General features: G+C 34.2%; 18 protein-coding genes. 12 read left to right on the top strand and 6 right to left on the bottom strand.

Translation table 11 applies throughout. The features are described from left to right. Positions 1–8: 8 nt before the first annotated feature. A complete protein-coding gene (fen, locus tag ACQY2P_RS02125; protein ID WP_428326769.1) occupies positions 9–1,031 on the top strand; it encodes a flap endonuclease-1 in 1,023 nt (340 codons plus the stop codon). Positions 1,032–1,072: 41 nt separating this feature from the next. After that, the gene (locus tag ACQY2P_RS02120; protein WP_428326768.1) at positions 1,073–1,597 is read left to right on the top strand and encodes a PAS domain S-box protein; all 525 of its coding nucleotides are present in this window, start codon (positions 1,073–1,075) and stop codon (positions 1,595–1,597) included. Here ACQY2P_RS02120 and acs read toward each other — a convergent pair. Both acs and ACQY2P_RS02110 read right to left on the bottom strand, forming a co-directional pair. Continuing rightward, positions 1,594–3,510, bottom strand: a complete 1,917-nt coding sequence (gene acs / locus ACQY2P_RS02115) for an acetate--CoA ligase (RefSeq protein WP_428326767.1) — start codon at positions 3,508–3,510, stop codon at positions 1,594–1,596. The two genes, ACQY2P_RS02120 and acs, sit on opposite strands and share 4 nt — an antisense overlap. A 55-nt stretch (positions 3,511–3,565) precedes the next feature. Continuing rightward, positions 3,566–4,444: a CdvA-like protein gene (locus ACQY2P_RS02110; RefSeq protein WP_428326766.1), complete on the bottom strand. Its 879-nt coding sequence runs from the start codon at positions 4,442–4,444 to the stop codon at positions 3,566–3,568. Positions 4,445–4,577: 133 nt separating this feature from the next. Between ACQY2P_RS02110 and ACQY2P_RS02105 the strand changes: the two genes are divergently transcribed. From ACQY2P_RS02105 to ACQY2P_RS02085, 5 genes are all read left to right on the top strand, one after another. Then, the gene (locus ACQY2P_RS02105) at positions 4,578–4,871 is read left to right on the top strand and encodes a hypothetical protein (protein ID WP_428326765.1); all 294 of its coding nucleotides are present in this window, start codon (positions 4,578–4,580) and stop codon (positions 4,869–4,871) included. A 32-nt stretch (positions 4,872–4,903) separates the two neighbouring features. Further along, positions 4,904–6,520: an FAD-dependent thymidylate synthase gene (locus ACQY2P_RS02100; protein WP_428326764.1), complete on the top strand. Its 1,617-nt coding sequence runs from the start codon at positions 4,904–4,906 to the stop codon at positions 6,518–6,520. 35 nt (positions 6,521–6,555) lie between these two features. Next, the gene (msrB, locus tag ACQY2P_RS02095; RefSeq protein WP_428326763.1) at positions 6,556–6,963 is read left to right on the top strand and encodes a peptide-methionine (R)-S-oxide reductase MsrB; all 408 of its coding nucleotides are present in this window, start codon (positions 6,556–6,558) and stop codon (positions 6,961–6,963) included. 92 nt (positions 6,964–7,055) lie between these two features. Next, entirely contained in the window at positions 7,056–8,066 is a 1,011-nt protein-coding gene (locus ACQY2P_RS02090) for a homoserine dehydrogenase (RefSeq protein ID WP_428326762.1), read from the top strand. Continuing rightward, positions 8,063–8,539 carry a PUA domain-containing protein gene (locus tag ACQY2P_RS02085; RefSeq protein WP_428326761.1) on the top strand — a complete coding sequence of 159 codons (477 nt, stop codon included), beginning with the start codon at positions 8,063–8,065 and terminating at the stop codon, positions 8,537–8,539. Before ACQY2P_RS02090 ends, ACQY2P_RS02085 begins: the two co-directional genes overlap by 4 nt. A gap of 4 nt (positions 8,540–8,543) precedes the next feature. Here ACQY2P_RS02085 and ACQY2P_RS02080 read toward each other — a convergent pair whose 3' ends face one another. Then, positions 8,544–9,140, bottom strand: a complete 597-nt coding sequence (locus ACQY2P_RS02080; protein ID WP_428326760.1) for a proteasome subunit beta — start codon at positions 9,138–9,140, stop codon at positions 8,544–8,546. Between the two features lie 95 nt (positions 9,141–9,235). On the opposite strand from ACQY2P_RS02080, the gene ACQY2P_RS02075 reads away from it, so the two are divergent. Continuing rightward, positions 9,236–9,652: a DoxX family protein gene (locus ACQY2P_RS02075; RefSeq protein WP_428326759.1), complete on the top strand. Its 417-nt coding sequence runs from the start codon at positions 9,236–9,238 to the stop codon at positions 9,650–9,652. Here the strand turns inward: ACQY2P_RS02075 and ACQY2P_RS02070 are convergent. Genes ACQY2P_RS02070 through ACQY2P_RS02060 form a run of 3 tightly spaced genes read right to left on the bottom strand, consistent with a single transcriptional unit; the run spans position 9,649 to position 12,783 of the window. Next, a complete protein-coding gene (locus ACQY2P_RS02070) occupies positions 9,649–11,001 on the bottom strand; it encodes a M20/M25/M40 family metallo-hydrolase (protein WP_428326758.1) in 1,353 nt (450 codons plus the stop codon). The genes ACQY2P_RS02075 and ACQY2P_RS02070 overlap by 4 nt on opposite strands. Before the next feature lie 4 nt (positions 11,002–11,005). Then, positions 11,006–11,869, bottom strand: coding sequence for an NAD(P)H-hydrate dehydratase (locus ACQY2P_RS02065; RefSeq protein ID WP_428326757.1), 864 nt, complete (start codon positions 11,867–11,869; stop codon positions 11,006–11,008). A 44-nt stretch (positions 11,870–11,913) separates the two neighbouring features. Then, positions 11,914–12,783, bottom strand: coding sequence for a tRNA (adenine-N1)-methyltransferase (locus tag ACQY2P_RS02060; protein WP_428326756.1), 870 nt, complete (start codon positions 12,781–12,783; stop codon positions 11,914–11,916). Between the two features lie 202 nt (positions 12,784–12,985). On the opposite strand from ACQY2P_RS02060, the gene ACQY2P_RS02055 reads away from it, so the two are divergent. From ACQY2P_RS02055 to ACQY2P_RS02040, 4 genes are all read left to right on the top strand, one after another. Beyond that, positions 12,986–13,174, top strand: coding sequence for a hypothetical protein (locus tag ACQY2P_RS02055; RefSeq protein WP_428326755.1), 189 nt, complete (start codon positions 12,986–12,988; stop codon positions 13,172–13,174). Positions 13,175–13,397: 223 nt separating this feature from the next. Beyond that, positions 13,398–13,739 (top strand): hypothetical protein, encoded by a 342-nt coding sequence (locus ACQY2P_RS02050; protein WP_428326754.1) that lies wholly within the window; start codon positions 13,398–13,400, stop codon positions 13,737–13,739. A gap of 57 nt (positions 13,740–13,796) precedes the next feature. Further along, on the top strand, positions 13,797–13,934 hold the full coding sequence (locus tag ACQY2P_RS02045; RefSeq protein ID WP_182126749.1) for a hypothetical protein: 138 nt from the start codon (positions 13,797–13,799) through the stop codon (positions 13,932–13,934). Between the two features lie 48 nt (positions 13,935–13,982). Next, positions 13,983–14,492 (top strand): hypothetical protein, encoded by a 510-nt coding sequence (locus tag ACQY2P_RS02040; protein ID WP_428326753.1) that lies wholly within the window; start codon positions 13,983–13,985, stop codon positions 14,490–14,492. Positions 14,493–14,572: the final 80 nt, after the last annotated feature.

Below are 14,572 nucleotides of genomic sequence, written 5' to 3'. Positions count from 1 at the left end.
AGTAACTCATGGGATTAAATCTTAAAGATTTAGTTGTCAGAGAGAAAACTACACTAGACGCATTTTCAAATAAAGTAATTGCAATTGATGCATACAATGCAATCTATCAGTTTTTAGCAAGCATTAGAGGTCCTGATGGACTACAATTATCAGACTCAGAAGGCAGGATTACTAGTCATCTTAGCGGATTATTATACAGAAATGTAAATTTTCTATCCTTAGGAATAAAACCAGTTTACGTATTTGATGGAAAACCTCCATCTCTAAAAACAGCAGAAATTGAGCGTAGAAAACAAATCAAGATGGATGCCACAATAAAATACGAAAAAGCAATTGCAGATGGAAACATGGAAGATGCCCGAAAATATGCCCAACAAACTACAAGCATGAAAGATGGAATGGTAAAAGAATCAAAACAACTTTTGACACATTTTGGCATACCATACATAGAAGCTCCATCAGAAGGAGAGGCAACTGCAGCTCACCTTACAAACACAGGTCAAGCATATGCTTCTGCAAGTCAAGACTTTGACTCAATTTTATGTGGAGCTAAAAGATTGGTTAGGAATTTTACAAATAGTGGTAGGAGAAAGATACCAAACAAAAATACGTACATCGACATTGTTCCAGAGATTATTGAGACACAGAAAACATTGGACTCGTTAGAATTAACACGAGAAGAATTGATAGATGTGGGAATCCTAATTGGCACAGACTTTAATCCAAATGGATTTGAAAGAATAGGTCCAAAAACAGCACTCAAAATGATCAAACAACATTCAAGATTAGAAGACATACCACAAATACAAGAACAATTAGAGGAAATTGATTTTCAAGAAATTAGAAAAATATTTTTGAATCCAGAAGTTGCAGATGTAAAAGAAATTGTTTTTGAAAATGTAGATTATGAAGGAATGACCAACTATCTTGTAAAAGAAAGAAGTTTTTCTGAAGACAGAGTAAATTCAACATTAAACAGATTAAAAAAAGCGTTAGAGAAGAAAAGTCAAAATTTAGATCAATGGTTCTGAAGATATTTCAATTTAATAACTAGTTATTACATTTTTAAAAAATGGCACAAACGGAAGCAAGAAAGACACTCAAAGATGCGCCAGTAATGTGGAGAAGAATTAATTCCATAGGTGCAATTCTGGACTGTAATTCCACATATGCTGCAAACCTTGGATACGCAAAATCAGAGATTTTAGGAAAGACAATCTTTGAGCATGTTCCTAAAGAAGAGTGGCAGGACATGAATAATTCTCTCAAAACATGGTTTGAAACAGGAAAAGTGAGAGATAGGAAAATCATATTCAAGAGGCAAGACGGCAGCACATTTCCAGGAGTATTACACGCAACTAGTCTATATGATGAAAACAAAAATCTTCTTGGAAGTAATACAGTAATTTTTGATTTAACTCAAATGAGTGATGAAAAAATTAACGAGTACGAACAATTTTTCAAAGATGCAAACAATAGATTAGATGAAATTAAGGAAAAAGAATACAATGAATTAGATGAAGAATCAAAATCAGAGTATGACGGACTTAAAGATATGTTTGAAATGTTATCTACAATTGATTTGAAAAAAATTTAATTTGATTCTTTTATTGATTTTTGAATCTCATCAAAAGCAGTTTGTACTTCGGTAACAGCAGCGCCATCTTCCAGAGTACTGACATCACCAATTTTTTCATTATTTCCAATTGCTTTGAGTAATCTTCTCATAATCTTCCCACTTCTTGTCTTTGGTAATTTTGAGACAAAATAGATTTGTTTTGGAGTAGCAATTGCACCAATATCAGTTCTAATTTTTTCAACAAGTTCTTTTTCTAAAACTTTAGTTTCAGTATTGACCCCTTCTTTAAGTACAACAAATGCAATTATTACTTCACCTTTTACTTCATCAGGAATACCACATGCAGCTGATTCAGCAACATCATTATGAGACACAATACAACTTTCGAGCTCTGCAGTACCAATTCTATGTCCTGCCACTTTGAGAACATCATCAGCTCTTCCTAATAACCAAAGATACCCATCAGAGTCTTTTAGAGCATAGTCACCGGGATAATAGCAGTTCTCATATTTTGACCAATACACTGTCTTGTATTTTGCATCATCTCCCCACAGAGTCAAAAGCATTCCAGGCCAAGGATTCTTTATTACAAGATAGCCTTTGGTGTCAGGTGCAACATCATCTCCGTTTTCATCTACAACGGTAATATTTACGCCTGGAATTGGCCGTGTGCCAGAACCAGGTTTTAGAGGAATTGTCTCCAAGCCAGGCAAAGGTGAAATTAACATTCCTCCAGTTTCTGTTTGCCACCAAGTATCAATGATAGGACATTTTTCTTTGCCAATTGTTTTGTAATACCATTTCCAAACTTCAGGATTAATTGGTTCACCAACAGTTCCAAGTAATCTCAAGGAAGAAAGATCAAATGAATTTGGAATATCGTCGCCAAATTTCATAAACATTCGAAGTGCAGTAGGAGTGGTGTAAAAAATTGTTGCTTTGTATTTTTGCAAAATGTCCCACATTCTTGATGCATCAGGAAAATCAGGAGCTCCTTCATACATGATTTCTGTTGCACCATGCAACAAAGGTGCATAAACTACATAGCTGTGACCCGTAACCCACCCAATATCAGCAGTACAAAAGAATACATCAGTGTCTTTAATGTCAAATGCCCATTTGAAAGTTGAATGTAAATGAGTCAGATAACCTCCTGTTCCATGTAAAACTCCTTTTGGTTTTCCAGTGGTTCCCGAAGTATACAAAATGTAAAGTGGGTGTGAACTATCTAATTTTTCTGCAGGACAATTATCAGATGCATCCTCCATTAGTTCATTCCAAAGTTTATCTTTTGAAGACATTGAGATTTCATTTTTTGTTCTCTCTACAACAATTACATTTTTAACAAAATCAAAATTTTGGATTGCCTCATCAACTACTTCTTTGAGTTTGACAATTTTTCCACGACGATAGCCACCATCTGCAGTTACTATTACTTTGGATTTTGAATCATCTACTCTATCTCTAATGGAGGTTGCACTAAATCCTGAAAAGATTACAGTATGAGTTGCTCCAATTCTAGCACATGCCAGCATTGCAATTGGCAGTTCTGGAATCATTGGAAGATACAAAGTTACACGGTCTCCTTTTTCAACACCTAGAGATTTGAGAATATTTGAGAATTTTTGAACTTGAGATAACATCTCTGAATATGTGATAATTTGAGAATCACCATTCTCACCCTCCCACAAAATAGCAGGTTTTTGAGATTTTGTCTCCTGATGAACATCTAAGGCGTTGTATGAGGCGTTAATTGTACCTCCAACAAACCATTTTGCAAATGGAGGCTGCCAATCTAGTGTTTTGTTCCAAGGAGAGAACCACGAGAGGTTTTTTGCTTGATCGTCCCAAAAAGAAACGTAATCAGAATCAGCCTTTATTCGGGCACCAGTATCATTATTTCCAAGTCCGATATTGTAGGTCTCAGACATCAAAAAGTGTATGAACTAAGATCTTTCTAAATGTTAAAAAAATAATTTAAAAAAATTATTGTGCTTCCATTCTAGCAAGCCAATCATTATCGTTGTCGTCTTTTGGAGTTTCTGCTGTCACCTGTTGGGGTGGTTCTGGAAATGCAAATGTTACTTCAGACTCTGTTGGAGGTTCTGGCATAGGGGCTGCACTTGCCTCAATTGGTTCTGAAGGTGTTGTAACGGGTTCTGTTGGTGCTTCCGGAAGACTTGTTTGAACTACTTGTTGTGGTTCATTTGTCTCCAGATATGAAACGGCTGATTCTTGGATGTCTGGTGTAGGAGGGGCTGTTATCTCTTGTACTTCTAATCCCAAGTCTGCAATTCTACTCTTAACATTTTCAATTTCTGATACTTCGTGAGTCACATGCTCAATTACCTCAGTTGTGCATGCTTTCACAGTTTCAAATGTTTCTTCAGAGATTTCATTGCTCTTGAATTGTACTTTTGCATCAAATGATAACATTTTTGCAGACTTCATTTGTTCATCTAGCTCTGTCAATCTTGCCTCAAGTTTGGCTTTGATTTCACTTTCTGTTTCATCTAATGATACAAGTTTTGACTTGTATTTTTCATGAATTATTTCTGCATCTTCTTTCATGTCATCATTTTCTGAAACAATATCAATCAAGGCCTTTAGACGACGTAGAGTTAGTTGCTTTTCACGAATGAGTCTTTGAGAGTCAAGTCTCCATTTTGGAATATAGATAACTACATCGCCTTGAACTACTAGTTGCTCATATTGGATTTGCTGTAATCCTTGAGAACCGCAGTCAACGCCAACGGATTGAATACTTCCGTCAATGTCAGTTATTGTTCCTGCGACTTTACCCATGAATGTTCCGTACATGTCTTTGACGTTTTTACCGATTATCTCGATATCGTCTTGGGTCATGTGAATAACTTTAGAGATTTGTATAACCAGCAAAGTGTAAGGATTCTTTTTAGTTTTAGTAAGATTATTTTAACTAACTCAAAATCACGGATTTTGTAGAAATTTTAAAATTTAGAGGCTAACTAGTAGGCACATGATTCAAAGAGAAGAACTTGAACAAATTTTGAATTTTGTTTCAAACAGATGGTCAGAAGTCGCTAAAGAAAAAGACAGTAAAGTTATGGAGAATTTACCAAGTGATTTTTGGATGAATTCTGTTGGAGGAAAAACTGCCAACAATGGTTTTTGGATAACCACTTTGATGTATACTGAAAATGAAGCTGATGCAGCTGCATTCAAAGAAGTATTACTCAGATGGCAAGCAAAAGGTCAAGAAGGCGATAAAGACAAAACCCCCGATCTAATTCAAATTGGAAAAAAGAAATAGACTATTAATAATTGAAATGCCTGACACCAATATTGTCAGAATTTTCAGTTAAAGAGAAAAAGATTCTATCAGATCATTTTTCAAATACTGATGGCAATGTGTTTGCCATAATCACACCACAACAAGTTGATCGTGGTGCATTGATGTCAAGATATAGTAGAACTGACAAAAGTATGAGACGGATTTTTCTTGATGAATTTTTGAAAAATAAAAACAGAGGAGAGGAATTTTACAACAGAGTACTTTTAGAATATGGTGATGATTCAGTTGCAGAACTTGGAGAAGCACAAATTGCAATTGAAGGGTTATCAAACATTGCAGTAAAAAAAATTGAAGATAGAAGAATTGGTTTATCATATTTAGAAAAATCATCAAGATATGTTGCATGGAACAAAAAAGAAAATGGAAAATACAGATTTTACAGAGAACCTGAAATTATGAAATCAAAATTTGCAGACATGTATGAGGAGACATGTAATTTTTCATTTGATGTTTATTCAAGAAACATTGAACCCATGATAAACTATGTAAGAGAAAAATATCCAATTGAAAAATATAACTTTAAAGATTCAAAAGATGGAAAAGAAAAATCATTTTCCAAATTAAAAAGTGAAAGCGACATAAAATCTGCAAACATGATTTACAAAGGTTCAACAAAAGCTAAAGCGCTAGATATTTTGAGAGGATTGTTACCTGCATCAACTTTAACAAATGTAGGAATTACAGGCAACGGAAGAGCATTTGAATATCTCCTAACAGTTTTAGGCTCATCTGACCTCAAAGAAGAGCAAGATTTAGCCTCAAAAATCAAAAAAGAACTTGATAAAATCATCAAATCATTTGTTAGAAGAGCAGATGACAAACATGGAAAAGCGTTTCAAAAATATCTTAAAGATGTAAAAAATAAATCAAAAAAAATCGCTGTCAAAGAAATCAAGTCAAACCCAAGAAAAGGAACAAGAACAAAACTTGTAGATTATGAATCAGAAAAAACTGCAATAGATAAAATCATTACAAGTATAATGTACGAACAATCTCCAAGTACATCATACCAAGACATTTTACAACAAGTCAAAAAAATGCCATTAAAAAATAAAACAAAAATCATTGATGAATTTGCAAAACTGCGAACAAATAGAAGACATAGACCATCACGAGCATTTGAAAATATATACTATACATTTGATTTGTATAATAATTTTGGAATGTTTAGAGATTTTCACAGACATAGAGCATTAACACTAGAAAGGCAACTACTTACAACAGATCATGGATACAACATTCCTAATGAGATAAAAATTCTTGGAATTGAAAACGACTTTAAAGATTGTATGAACAAAACAAAAGAAACATTTGATAAAATTAGAAAAAAATATCCTGAACAAGGTCAATACGTAGTAAATTTTGCATACAATTATCCATACTTTATGAAATTTAATCTAAGAGAAGCATGTCATCTAATAGAATTAAGAACTGTACCGCAAGGACACGTAGATTACAGAAGAGTGGCACAACAAATGTTTCAACAAATTAACAAAGTACATCCAAGTCTAAGTAAAATTATGAAATTCGTAGATATGAAAGAATATGATCTAGAACGATTCGAGTCAGAAAAAAGAACCGAAGAAAAAAGAAAGAAACTAAAATAGAAAATATTCAAATAATTTCAGAGATAGATAAAGTCATGTCAGAAAAAATTACAAAGACCCCTGAAGAGTGGAAAGAGCAGTTAACCCCTGATCAATACGAAATTTGCATAAATCACGGAACAGAACCGCCATTTTCTGGCAAATACAACAACTCAAAACTTGAAGGCAAATTCAAATGCACGTGTTGTGGGGAAGAATTATTCTCATCAGATGCAAAGTTTGATTCAGGTTCTGGATGGCCAAGTTTCTGGGAACCAATTGAAGAAGACAAAATAGAGTACATTTCAGACACATCATATAGCATGGTGAGAACTGAAGTCAACTGTAACAAGTGTGGAGCACACTTAGGACATGTATTTGATGACGGGCCCAAGCCTACAAATCAAAGATATTGTATTAATTCAATTTCATTACAACATGAAAAAGATGAACAAGGTCAATAATTTCAAAAATTATTAATAAAACACAATTAATGATAAGAAAATCAAATGAAAAAGAAAATGAGCAACAATCATGAGAATAGGAATGACGTAATTTGAGGATAATATTATGTGGATTTGGTGTTGTTGGCCAAAGTTTAGTGAAATTATTTGAGTCTAGAGCAGAAGACCTGTATGCAAAATACGGACTCAAACCTAGAGTAGTAGGAGTTTTTGATAGTAAAGGAAGTGCTGTCAGTCCATCAGGGTTAGAATTAAACAAACTCATCGAAGTTAAGAAAAAATTTGGAACGGTAAAAAATTACGCTAATACAAAAAATACAATGTCAGGAATTGAGATGCTCAAAAATGTCGAAGCTGATGTTCTCATTGAGACTACTGCTAGTAATTACAAAGATGCAGAACCTGGAATGACACATATCATTACTGCAATGAAGAAAGGAATGCATGTAATCTCAGTGAATAAAGGTCCACTTGCACTTGCATTTCCTTCCTTAATGGAACTTGCAACGTACAATCGAGTTATGTTCAAATTTAGTGGAACCGTAGGTGGAGGAACTCCAATTCTAGATTATGCTAAAAACAGTCTAAGTGGAGAGAGAATCACATCATTTGCAGGTATTCTCAATGGAACTACAAATTACATTCTAACTAACATGGCAACAGGTACATCATATGAAGATGCACTAAAAGACGCTCAAGACAAAGGATACGTAGAGGCAGATGAGTCCTTAGACTTGGATGGTCTTGATGCTGCAGCCAAATTAGTAATTCTTGCAAATTGGATTATGGGAATGAAAGTAACAATGCCAGACATCAATTGTACTGGAATTCGTAAAGTAACAACAGAAGATATTAAAAAAGCAGCCAAAAATAATTGCGCAGTGAAATTAATTGCATCATGTAACAAAGAACTGATAGTGGCACCAAAAGAAATTCCAAACGATGATCCACTGTGTGTAAATGGAACACTTAATGCAATTGCATTTACATCAGAGCATTCAGGCACACAGACAATAATTGGAAGAGGTGCAGGAGGCATGGAAACTGCCAGTTCCATTCTAAGAGATTTGTTAGACATTAGACAAGAGATTGCTAGAACTTGAAGTCAAATCTAATTTCAAAGAGTGAGACATCTGCACTCTTAAAGACAGTTTCAGAACAATGGGGAATTGAATTTCCTAAAATCAAAAATCTTAAAGTACATCAAATCTTAGATGATGCACAAATCATTACAGGTAAGGGAATTAAAATTCTAAAAATTATTGATGATTATTTACCATTTTTATCAGAAACAGATACTCTAGAAAAATTTCCCAGTGTCACAGTAGACATGGGTGCTGTCAAGTTCATGTGTAAAGGTGCAAACTTGATGAGACCAGGGATTAGATCATTTACAGAATTTGAAAAAGACAAACTAGTTTGTATTGTTGAAGAGTCTCAACACAAATTTTTGGCAGTAGGAAAATCAGTTGTTTCAAGTGAAGAACTAGAAAAGATGGATAAAGGAGAAGTTCTAAAAAACCTCCACTATATTTCAGATAAATTCTGGGAAACTGGAAAAATGATTTACGATTAAAATTTTATTTTATTTCTTCTGTAAATTCTTCAGTACCGTCTTTGGTAATAACAAGAACATCCAAACCATCACCACTTGCAGAATCTCTAAGTGATGCTGCACGAACTGCACGTTTTGCTAAATCAATTGCCTCATCTTTAGTCATGTTTGGTTTGAATTGAGGATCAAGTACACCTAATGCCATTTCAGCACCAGTTCCAACTGCGGCATATTCATCAGGAAGAACAGAGCCTAATGGGTCCAAAGTATACATGATTGGTTTATCGACAACACCACCAACTATTACCTGAGTCAATAATGGGAAGTATCTTCTCTCATACATCATATTTGACATCATTTTGGCAACAGTGTTTGGAGGAATATCTCTTTTGAGTTCCATTTTTCTAATTTTAGCAAGAGCAGAAATTTGTAATGATAAAATCTGCATATCGGCTACAAGGCCTGCACAGGTTGCTCCAACTTTAGGAGTAATAGGAAATGTCTTTTTTGTTGTTTTACTTACGAGAAAGTTTCCAAATGCGATCCTTTTCTCGCTGGCAAAAACTACGCCACCATCAAAAGTAATTCCAACAGCAGTTGCTCCTGGCATATACATTGACATATTTCAAATAATTTTGCAGCATAATAAAGGGCTTTCTACATTCTACGAATAAACTATGGGCAAAATAGTTATACTAAAAAAAATCGTATAACATCATGGCTACAAGTGAGATTAAAGGAAAAGTTCTCAATGATGTAGTCTTTATGGGTTTAAGATCTGCAATAGGAGTAATTTTCATCCTCCATGGAATGATGAAATTCAATCCGGGCTTTGCAAATGCCTTACCAAACATGGGATTACCTCCAGAGATGCAAATTCCAATTGCACTTGCAGAAGTTGTACCAGGAATTTTGTTAATAATTGGAGTTCTCAGTAGATTTTCAGGAGCACTACTTTCAATTGTTATGTTAGGTGCAATATTCCATATCAAGGGAGCACAAAGTATGACAGGAGATGGAGGAGTAGAATTGGATGTAATTTTACTTGCAGCATCACTAGTGATTATGATTGCAGGGCCAGGAAGAATATCATTATCACAAGCAATTAAAAAACTCCCTAGGTGTATTCACTAAGATTTTGCAAAATTCTCCATTATTAGACAGGCACATTTTGTCATTTTTTTGAGCAAATCAATTCGTGCAAATTCATTTGGAGAATGAATTCTTGAAAACATGTATGTGCTTCCAATTGAGATACAAGGAGCTTTTAGAATATCAACAAAAGGATACATCGGACCAGTACCAGCATTAGATACGTTTAGGATAGATTTTCCAAATGACTTGTCAGCTGCATCTTTTACTTGAGAAACAAAAGGGTTAGAAGAATTTGTTCGTGCAGCTGCCTCTCCATGAAATACCTTGATGCCAATATCGGAGAATCCATGGGATTTTAGATGTTTTTTCAAACGCATAACTTGTTTTTTTGGGTCCATTTTAGGAATCAACCTAAAATCAATTTTCACAAGAGATTCAGAAGGAAGTACCGTTTTAGCTCCATCACCAGTGTATCCAGAGATAAATCCTGCAATATTACACGTAGCACCTCCAACTAGAGCCTTTTTTGCGTCAATTCCTTTCTTATTTCCAACAAAAGATTTGATACCAAACTCTTTTTTGAAATCATTTTCATCAAAGGGTTCACTTTTGATTAATTTCAAATCTTGTTTTGAGAAAGGAGTTACTTCTTTGTACCAATCTTTGATGAGTATTTTTCCATTAGAATCACGTAAAGTGTGAACTGCTTCAATCAATCTCCATGCAGGGTTTTTTATTAAAACTGCCAAACTAGAATGTGCATCTCTAAGAGATTCTTTTACAGATAATTCAACAAAGAGTAATCCTTTCATTCCAAGTCCAACGATTGGCCTGTTTTTTGCGTCAACGTATCCAAATTCCCAGATAACACCATCACATGAAAATTTCTTTTTGTATTTTTTTAGATAGTCTTCAATATGAGCACTGCCAGTTTCCTCTTCACCTTCAATTACAAATTTTATGTTACAAGGAACATCGCCAGTTGTTTCAAGACAAGCCTCAACTGCTTTGATTCTAGTAATTAGTTCACCTTTATCGTCAGTTGCTCCACGTCCAAAAATTTTGTTTCCTTTACGGGTTCCACTAAATGGTGGAGAGTCCCACAATTCAAATGGTTCAGCTGGTTGTACATCGTAATGATTGTAAAACATTAGAGTTTTGTTTGGGTTTTGTTTTGATTTAACTTCGCCATAAACAATAGGTGCCACACCTTTTTTCAATCGTAGAATTTCAGATTTTACTCCAGATTTTTTTAATAATTTTTGAACTAATTTTGCACATTCTTCAATTCCTTCATTTTTTGCAGACACGCTAGGCTGCCTAATTAGCATTTGAAGATCTGAAATTAGATTTTCCATGTTAGTGTCAACATGTTTTAGAGGATTCATGATATCACACTATTTTATCAAAGGGCTTCATTACAGAAGGAATCTCAGTTAGGAGATCCATCGAAGTCATGTGCAGTCCCAATTTCTTTTGGACTGCTTTTCCGGCTAATCCATTGATGAATGAAGCTGCTGCGGCAGATTCCAATGGCTTTCTATTTTTTGATAACATTCCTGCAACCAACCCAGATAACACATCCCCAGTACCACCAACAGTCATTGCAGGTATTTTTTTCTCATAAAGATAGGTAGTGTTTCCATTTGAGATAACATCAGTTGCACCTTTTAGTAAAACAGTAATTCCAAATTTTTTTGCTTTTTCTTCTACTAGTTTTATTCGATTAGTTTTAGAATCAGGAGGGGCTTGGCCAAATAGTCTTTTGAATTCTCCTGCATGAGGAGTAACAACTACATTCTTGTTTGCCAAAAGAGGTAAAACTTCAGGAATTAATGCACTTGCATCAAGAGACAATCTAACATCTCTATCCAAAAGAGATTTTACAAGATGCAAAAGTGAATTCTTTTCTTGAATAGCAAGTCCCATTCCAATTGTTGCAGAATCAAGTTTTCGTGGCAATGCACCTAAAAGTTTGTTCACAGCACCACGTGTTAGTTTTTGATCAACTAATGGAATTACAATCAAGTTAGGAGATACAGAACGGGTAGAGGATACATTGATTTTGGGAACAGAAGTGTAAACTAGATCAGTACCAGACCTCAATGCAGCAACTGAAGATAAGATAGGGGCACCATGATAAATGTAACTTCCGCCAACAATGAGAACAATACCATTTTCACCTTTTCGAGATTTTGCTTTTCTAGCAAGAATGAATTTTTTCACAAGTGCGGTTGTCAGTGTTTTTCGAACCAATATGATACCTCTAAAGAGTAGATGAATAAATCTTGTTTTAAGAATTAGGAGGTTTTCTTGGTTGTTTTCTTTGTAGTTTTCTTGGTTGTTTTAGAAACTGATTTTGTGGTTTTTGAGGAAGGTTTCTTGGATTCTCTTCCAAAAAATGCCTTTCTTGCAAAGCAAAGATAGGTTGTGTGACCTATGCCTTGAAATGAATGTCTTGTTTTTCCTTCACGAGCTTCAATTGTTCTTAGAATATGTTCAGTTGATTCAATATCAGTAAATTCATTCTCAACTAGAGCCATTGTTAATTTCTCTAATTGATTCATTGTAGGACATATTGCAAAGATAGAACCACTACCTTTGAGCATCTTTCGAACTTGAGGAATCACTACCCATGGGTCACCAAGATCAATTAGTGCCACATCCATATCTTCAAGAGGCATCTTCTTTGCTGTTTTCAAATCCTGATTATGTTGTGTGACATATTTTGAGACACCTGCTTTTTCGATATTTTTTTCAGCAATTTTCATAAACTTTTCATCAACATCAAAAGTGTAAACATGTCCACGAGGTTTTACAATACTAGCAACACAAGAAGTAAGTGAACCACTGCCAGTTCCAATCTCTAAAATTTTCTGACCACTTTCAATTCCTGCTCTTGCAATAATGTATCCAATATCTTTTGGATATACAATCTGAGTACCATGTTGTATTTTCATTACATAGTCATACATTGTTGGTTTGAGTAGATAGACATACTTGTCCTTGTTTGTAACAAGTCTAGAACCATACTCTTTTCCTATAGCATCAGAATGTTTGATAACTCCAATATGGGTATGAAGTGAATCTTTTTTTGATATTTTGACAAGCCATTTTTTTGAATGATTAAAGTAGAATAGTACAGGAGAGTTTTGCTTTATTTTGTCCATAAATTTTGCTGAGAAATTTTAGATAAGAATCTATGGTTTTAGAAATCAAGCACTATGCTTAAGTTTACAATTTGTTCACAAAAATCATGGATCTTAATGAACTACATCAAAGGGAGATAGATTCACTTCGTGACGAAAATATAGAATTACGAAAAAAAGTACAAGAACTTGAGGCTAAAATCAAAGAATTAGAGAGTAAAAATTGAATTTTAATTGTGTGTTTCCTAATTGCAAGTACAAAGAAAATAACATAGAAGAAGAGGAGTTTTTAAAACATTTGAGGGATAAACATCATAATGAAATAATATCTATTTCAGAAAAAGAAGAGATTCCAATTAACATGGTAGAAATGATAACAGTATCAAATTCCAAAGTATTCATTAATTCATAAAGTTAGCATCAGATGAGAATCAAGATCATTGTTAAATATCATTTTGACGTATACTATGTAACGAGAAAACCGTTGTTCTGCGTCGTAGAATGATGGTATGGAAAGCGTTTCATGTTAGGTCAACGTCCTAGGCAAAAGCACGCTTTCCGTGTGTCTCGTTGTTTTAGAAAATAATTTTACAGCACATATAGTATTTTAGTAACTAAAAAAAGAACAATATGAAATGGCAGAATTAAAAGTTCAAGGTTCTGGAGGATATGTTATTGCAGACCTTACTGATGAACAAGCAAAAAAAGCAGATTTGGGAGTAGGAAAATTGTTTCTAGCCCCAATAGGGAAAATTGAAACTGAAAAAATGCACAAACATTATTGTAATAATTGTGAAACAGAATTTGATAATCCTCCAAAAATCCAATTAGAAGAAAGTCCTAATGAAGAAGTTGCAGATAACTTGATCTTAATTGAAAGAGGGCAATATGTCTGTGAAAAATGCAATGGAGTAATAGGAGAATACAGAGAATTCCAAAAGAAAGGCGAAGTAGGTAACGCTAAACCAACAGAATGAAACATAGGCGTACAAATAACCCGTATTCAATAAATACAGTAGTTTTTCATTAAACCCATGGCAAATCAGAAATGCGTTTCTTGTGGCATAGGATTTTTCTCACCAACAGGTTCAGACAAATGTTCTAGATGTGCAGGAAAAGAAACAGAAGGTCATGGAGGACATGATTCCTGTGGTTGTGGACACAGCCATTAACTCTTTTTTCTATAACATGCATATATTACAGATATTCTGAGTGGTTTCATGACAAAGACATCTGAGGAAATGAAAAATCTTGTAGAAGAATTCATCAAAGTAACTAATATCAATTATGAAGATCAGACAGAAAAAGTCAGAGAGAAAAGCAATCTAATTGAATGGCAATTTCGAGTAGGAACTAATGTTATTGTAAGTAAAAATGCAAACAGAACAGACAGAATTCATTTGAATGTAAATATGAGATTTCCGCCTGAAGATGCAAAATTATTGGTGATGAAAAACCCATCATTTTCAAAAGCTGTTATGGATATTAGTGAAATATGTACAGTTTGCAATGTCGGACATCAATGGGTTAAAGACAAAGAAAACATTGCAGGTCTAGCAATATTTTCACATGTTGATGAACAAGTTTTGGACAGAATTTCATTTCACGATACATGGGACAATGTTGCAAGAGTAACTGCACATATTCAGAAAATTCTTCGTTCTAATTTTAGTGGATTTTCAGGACAGGCAAATTCTGATGAAACCACTGAGAAATCAATGTACGGATAATAGCAAAAAGTAAGGTTTATTGACTTAGAATTACTCAATTTTCTTAATTGGTTTGCACGCCAACAACCCAGTGAGACAGC

Source organism: Candidatus Nitrosopumilus sp. (genome assembly GCF_965262695.1).
Classification (GTDB): domain Archaea; phylum Thermoproteota; class Nitrososphaeria; order Nitrososphaerales; family Nitrosopumilaceae; genus Nitrosopumilus.
Note: the sequence above shows the minus strand (reverse complement) of the source record. Positions and strands in the feature narration are given on the sequence as shown.

Bases quoted from the DNA above. Each gene is read 5' to 3' on its own strand.
- fen (WP_428326769.1), top strand. From the start codon at position 9: ATGGGATTAAATCTTAAAGATTTAGTTGTCAGAGAGAAAACTACACTA.
- ACQY2P_RS02120 (WP_428326768.1), top strand. From the start codon at position 1,073: ATGGCACAAACGGAAGCAAGAAAGACACTCAAAGATGCGCCAGTAATG.
- acs (WP_428326767.1), bottom strand. From the start codon at position 3,510: ATGTCTGAGACCTACAATATCGGACTTGGAAATAATGATACTGGTGCC.
- ACQY2P_RS02110 (WP_428326766.1), bottom strand. From the start codon at position 4,444: ATGACCCAAGACGATATCGAGATAATCGGTAAAAACGTCAAAGACATG.
- ACQY2P_RS02105 (WP_428326765.1), top strand. From the start codon at position 4,578: ATGATTCAAAGAGAAGAACTTGAACAAATTTTGAATTTTGTTTCAAAC.
- msrB (WP_428326763.1), top strand. From the start codon at position 6,556: ATGTCAGAAAAAATTACAAAGACCCCTGAAGAGTGGAAAGAGCAGTTA.
- ACQY2P_RS02080 (WP_428326760.1), bottom strand. From the start codon at position 9,140: ATGTCAATGTATATGCCAGGAGCAACTGCTGTTGGAATTACTTTTGAT.
- ACQY2P_RS02075 (WP_428326759.1), top strand. From the start codon at position 9,236: ATGGCTACAAGTGAGATTAAAGGAAAAGTTCTCAATGATGTAGTCTTT.
- ACQY2P_RS02070 (WP_428326758.1), bottom strand. From the start codon at position 11,001: ATGAATCCTCTAAAACATGTTGACACTAACATGGAAAATCTAATTTCA.
- ACQY2P_RS02060 (WP_428326756.1), bottom strand. From the start codon at position 12,783: ATGGACAAAATAAAGCAAAACTCTCCTGTACTATTCTACTTTAATCAT.
- ACQY2P_RS02050 (WP_428326754.1), top strand. From the start codon at position 13,398: ATGGCAGAATTAAAAGTTCAAGGTTCTGGAGGATATGTTATTGCAGAC.
- ACQY2P_RS02045 (WP_182126749.1), top strand. From the start codon at position 13,797: ATGGCAAATCAGAAATGCGTTTCTTGTGGCATAGGATTTTTCTCACCA.
- ACQY2P_RS02040 (WP_428326753.1), top strand. From the start codon at position 13,983: ATGACAAAGACATCTGAGGAAATGAAAAATCTTGTAGAAGAATTCATC.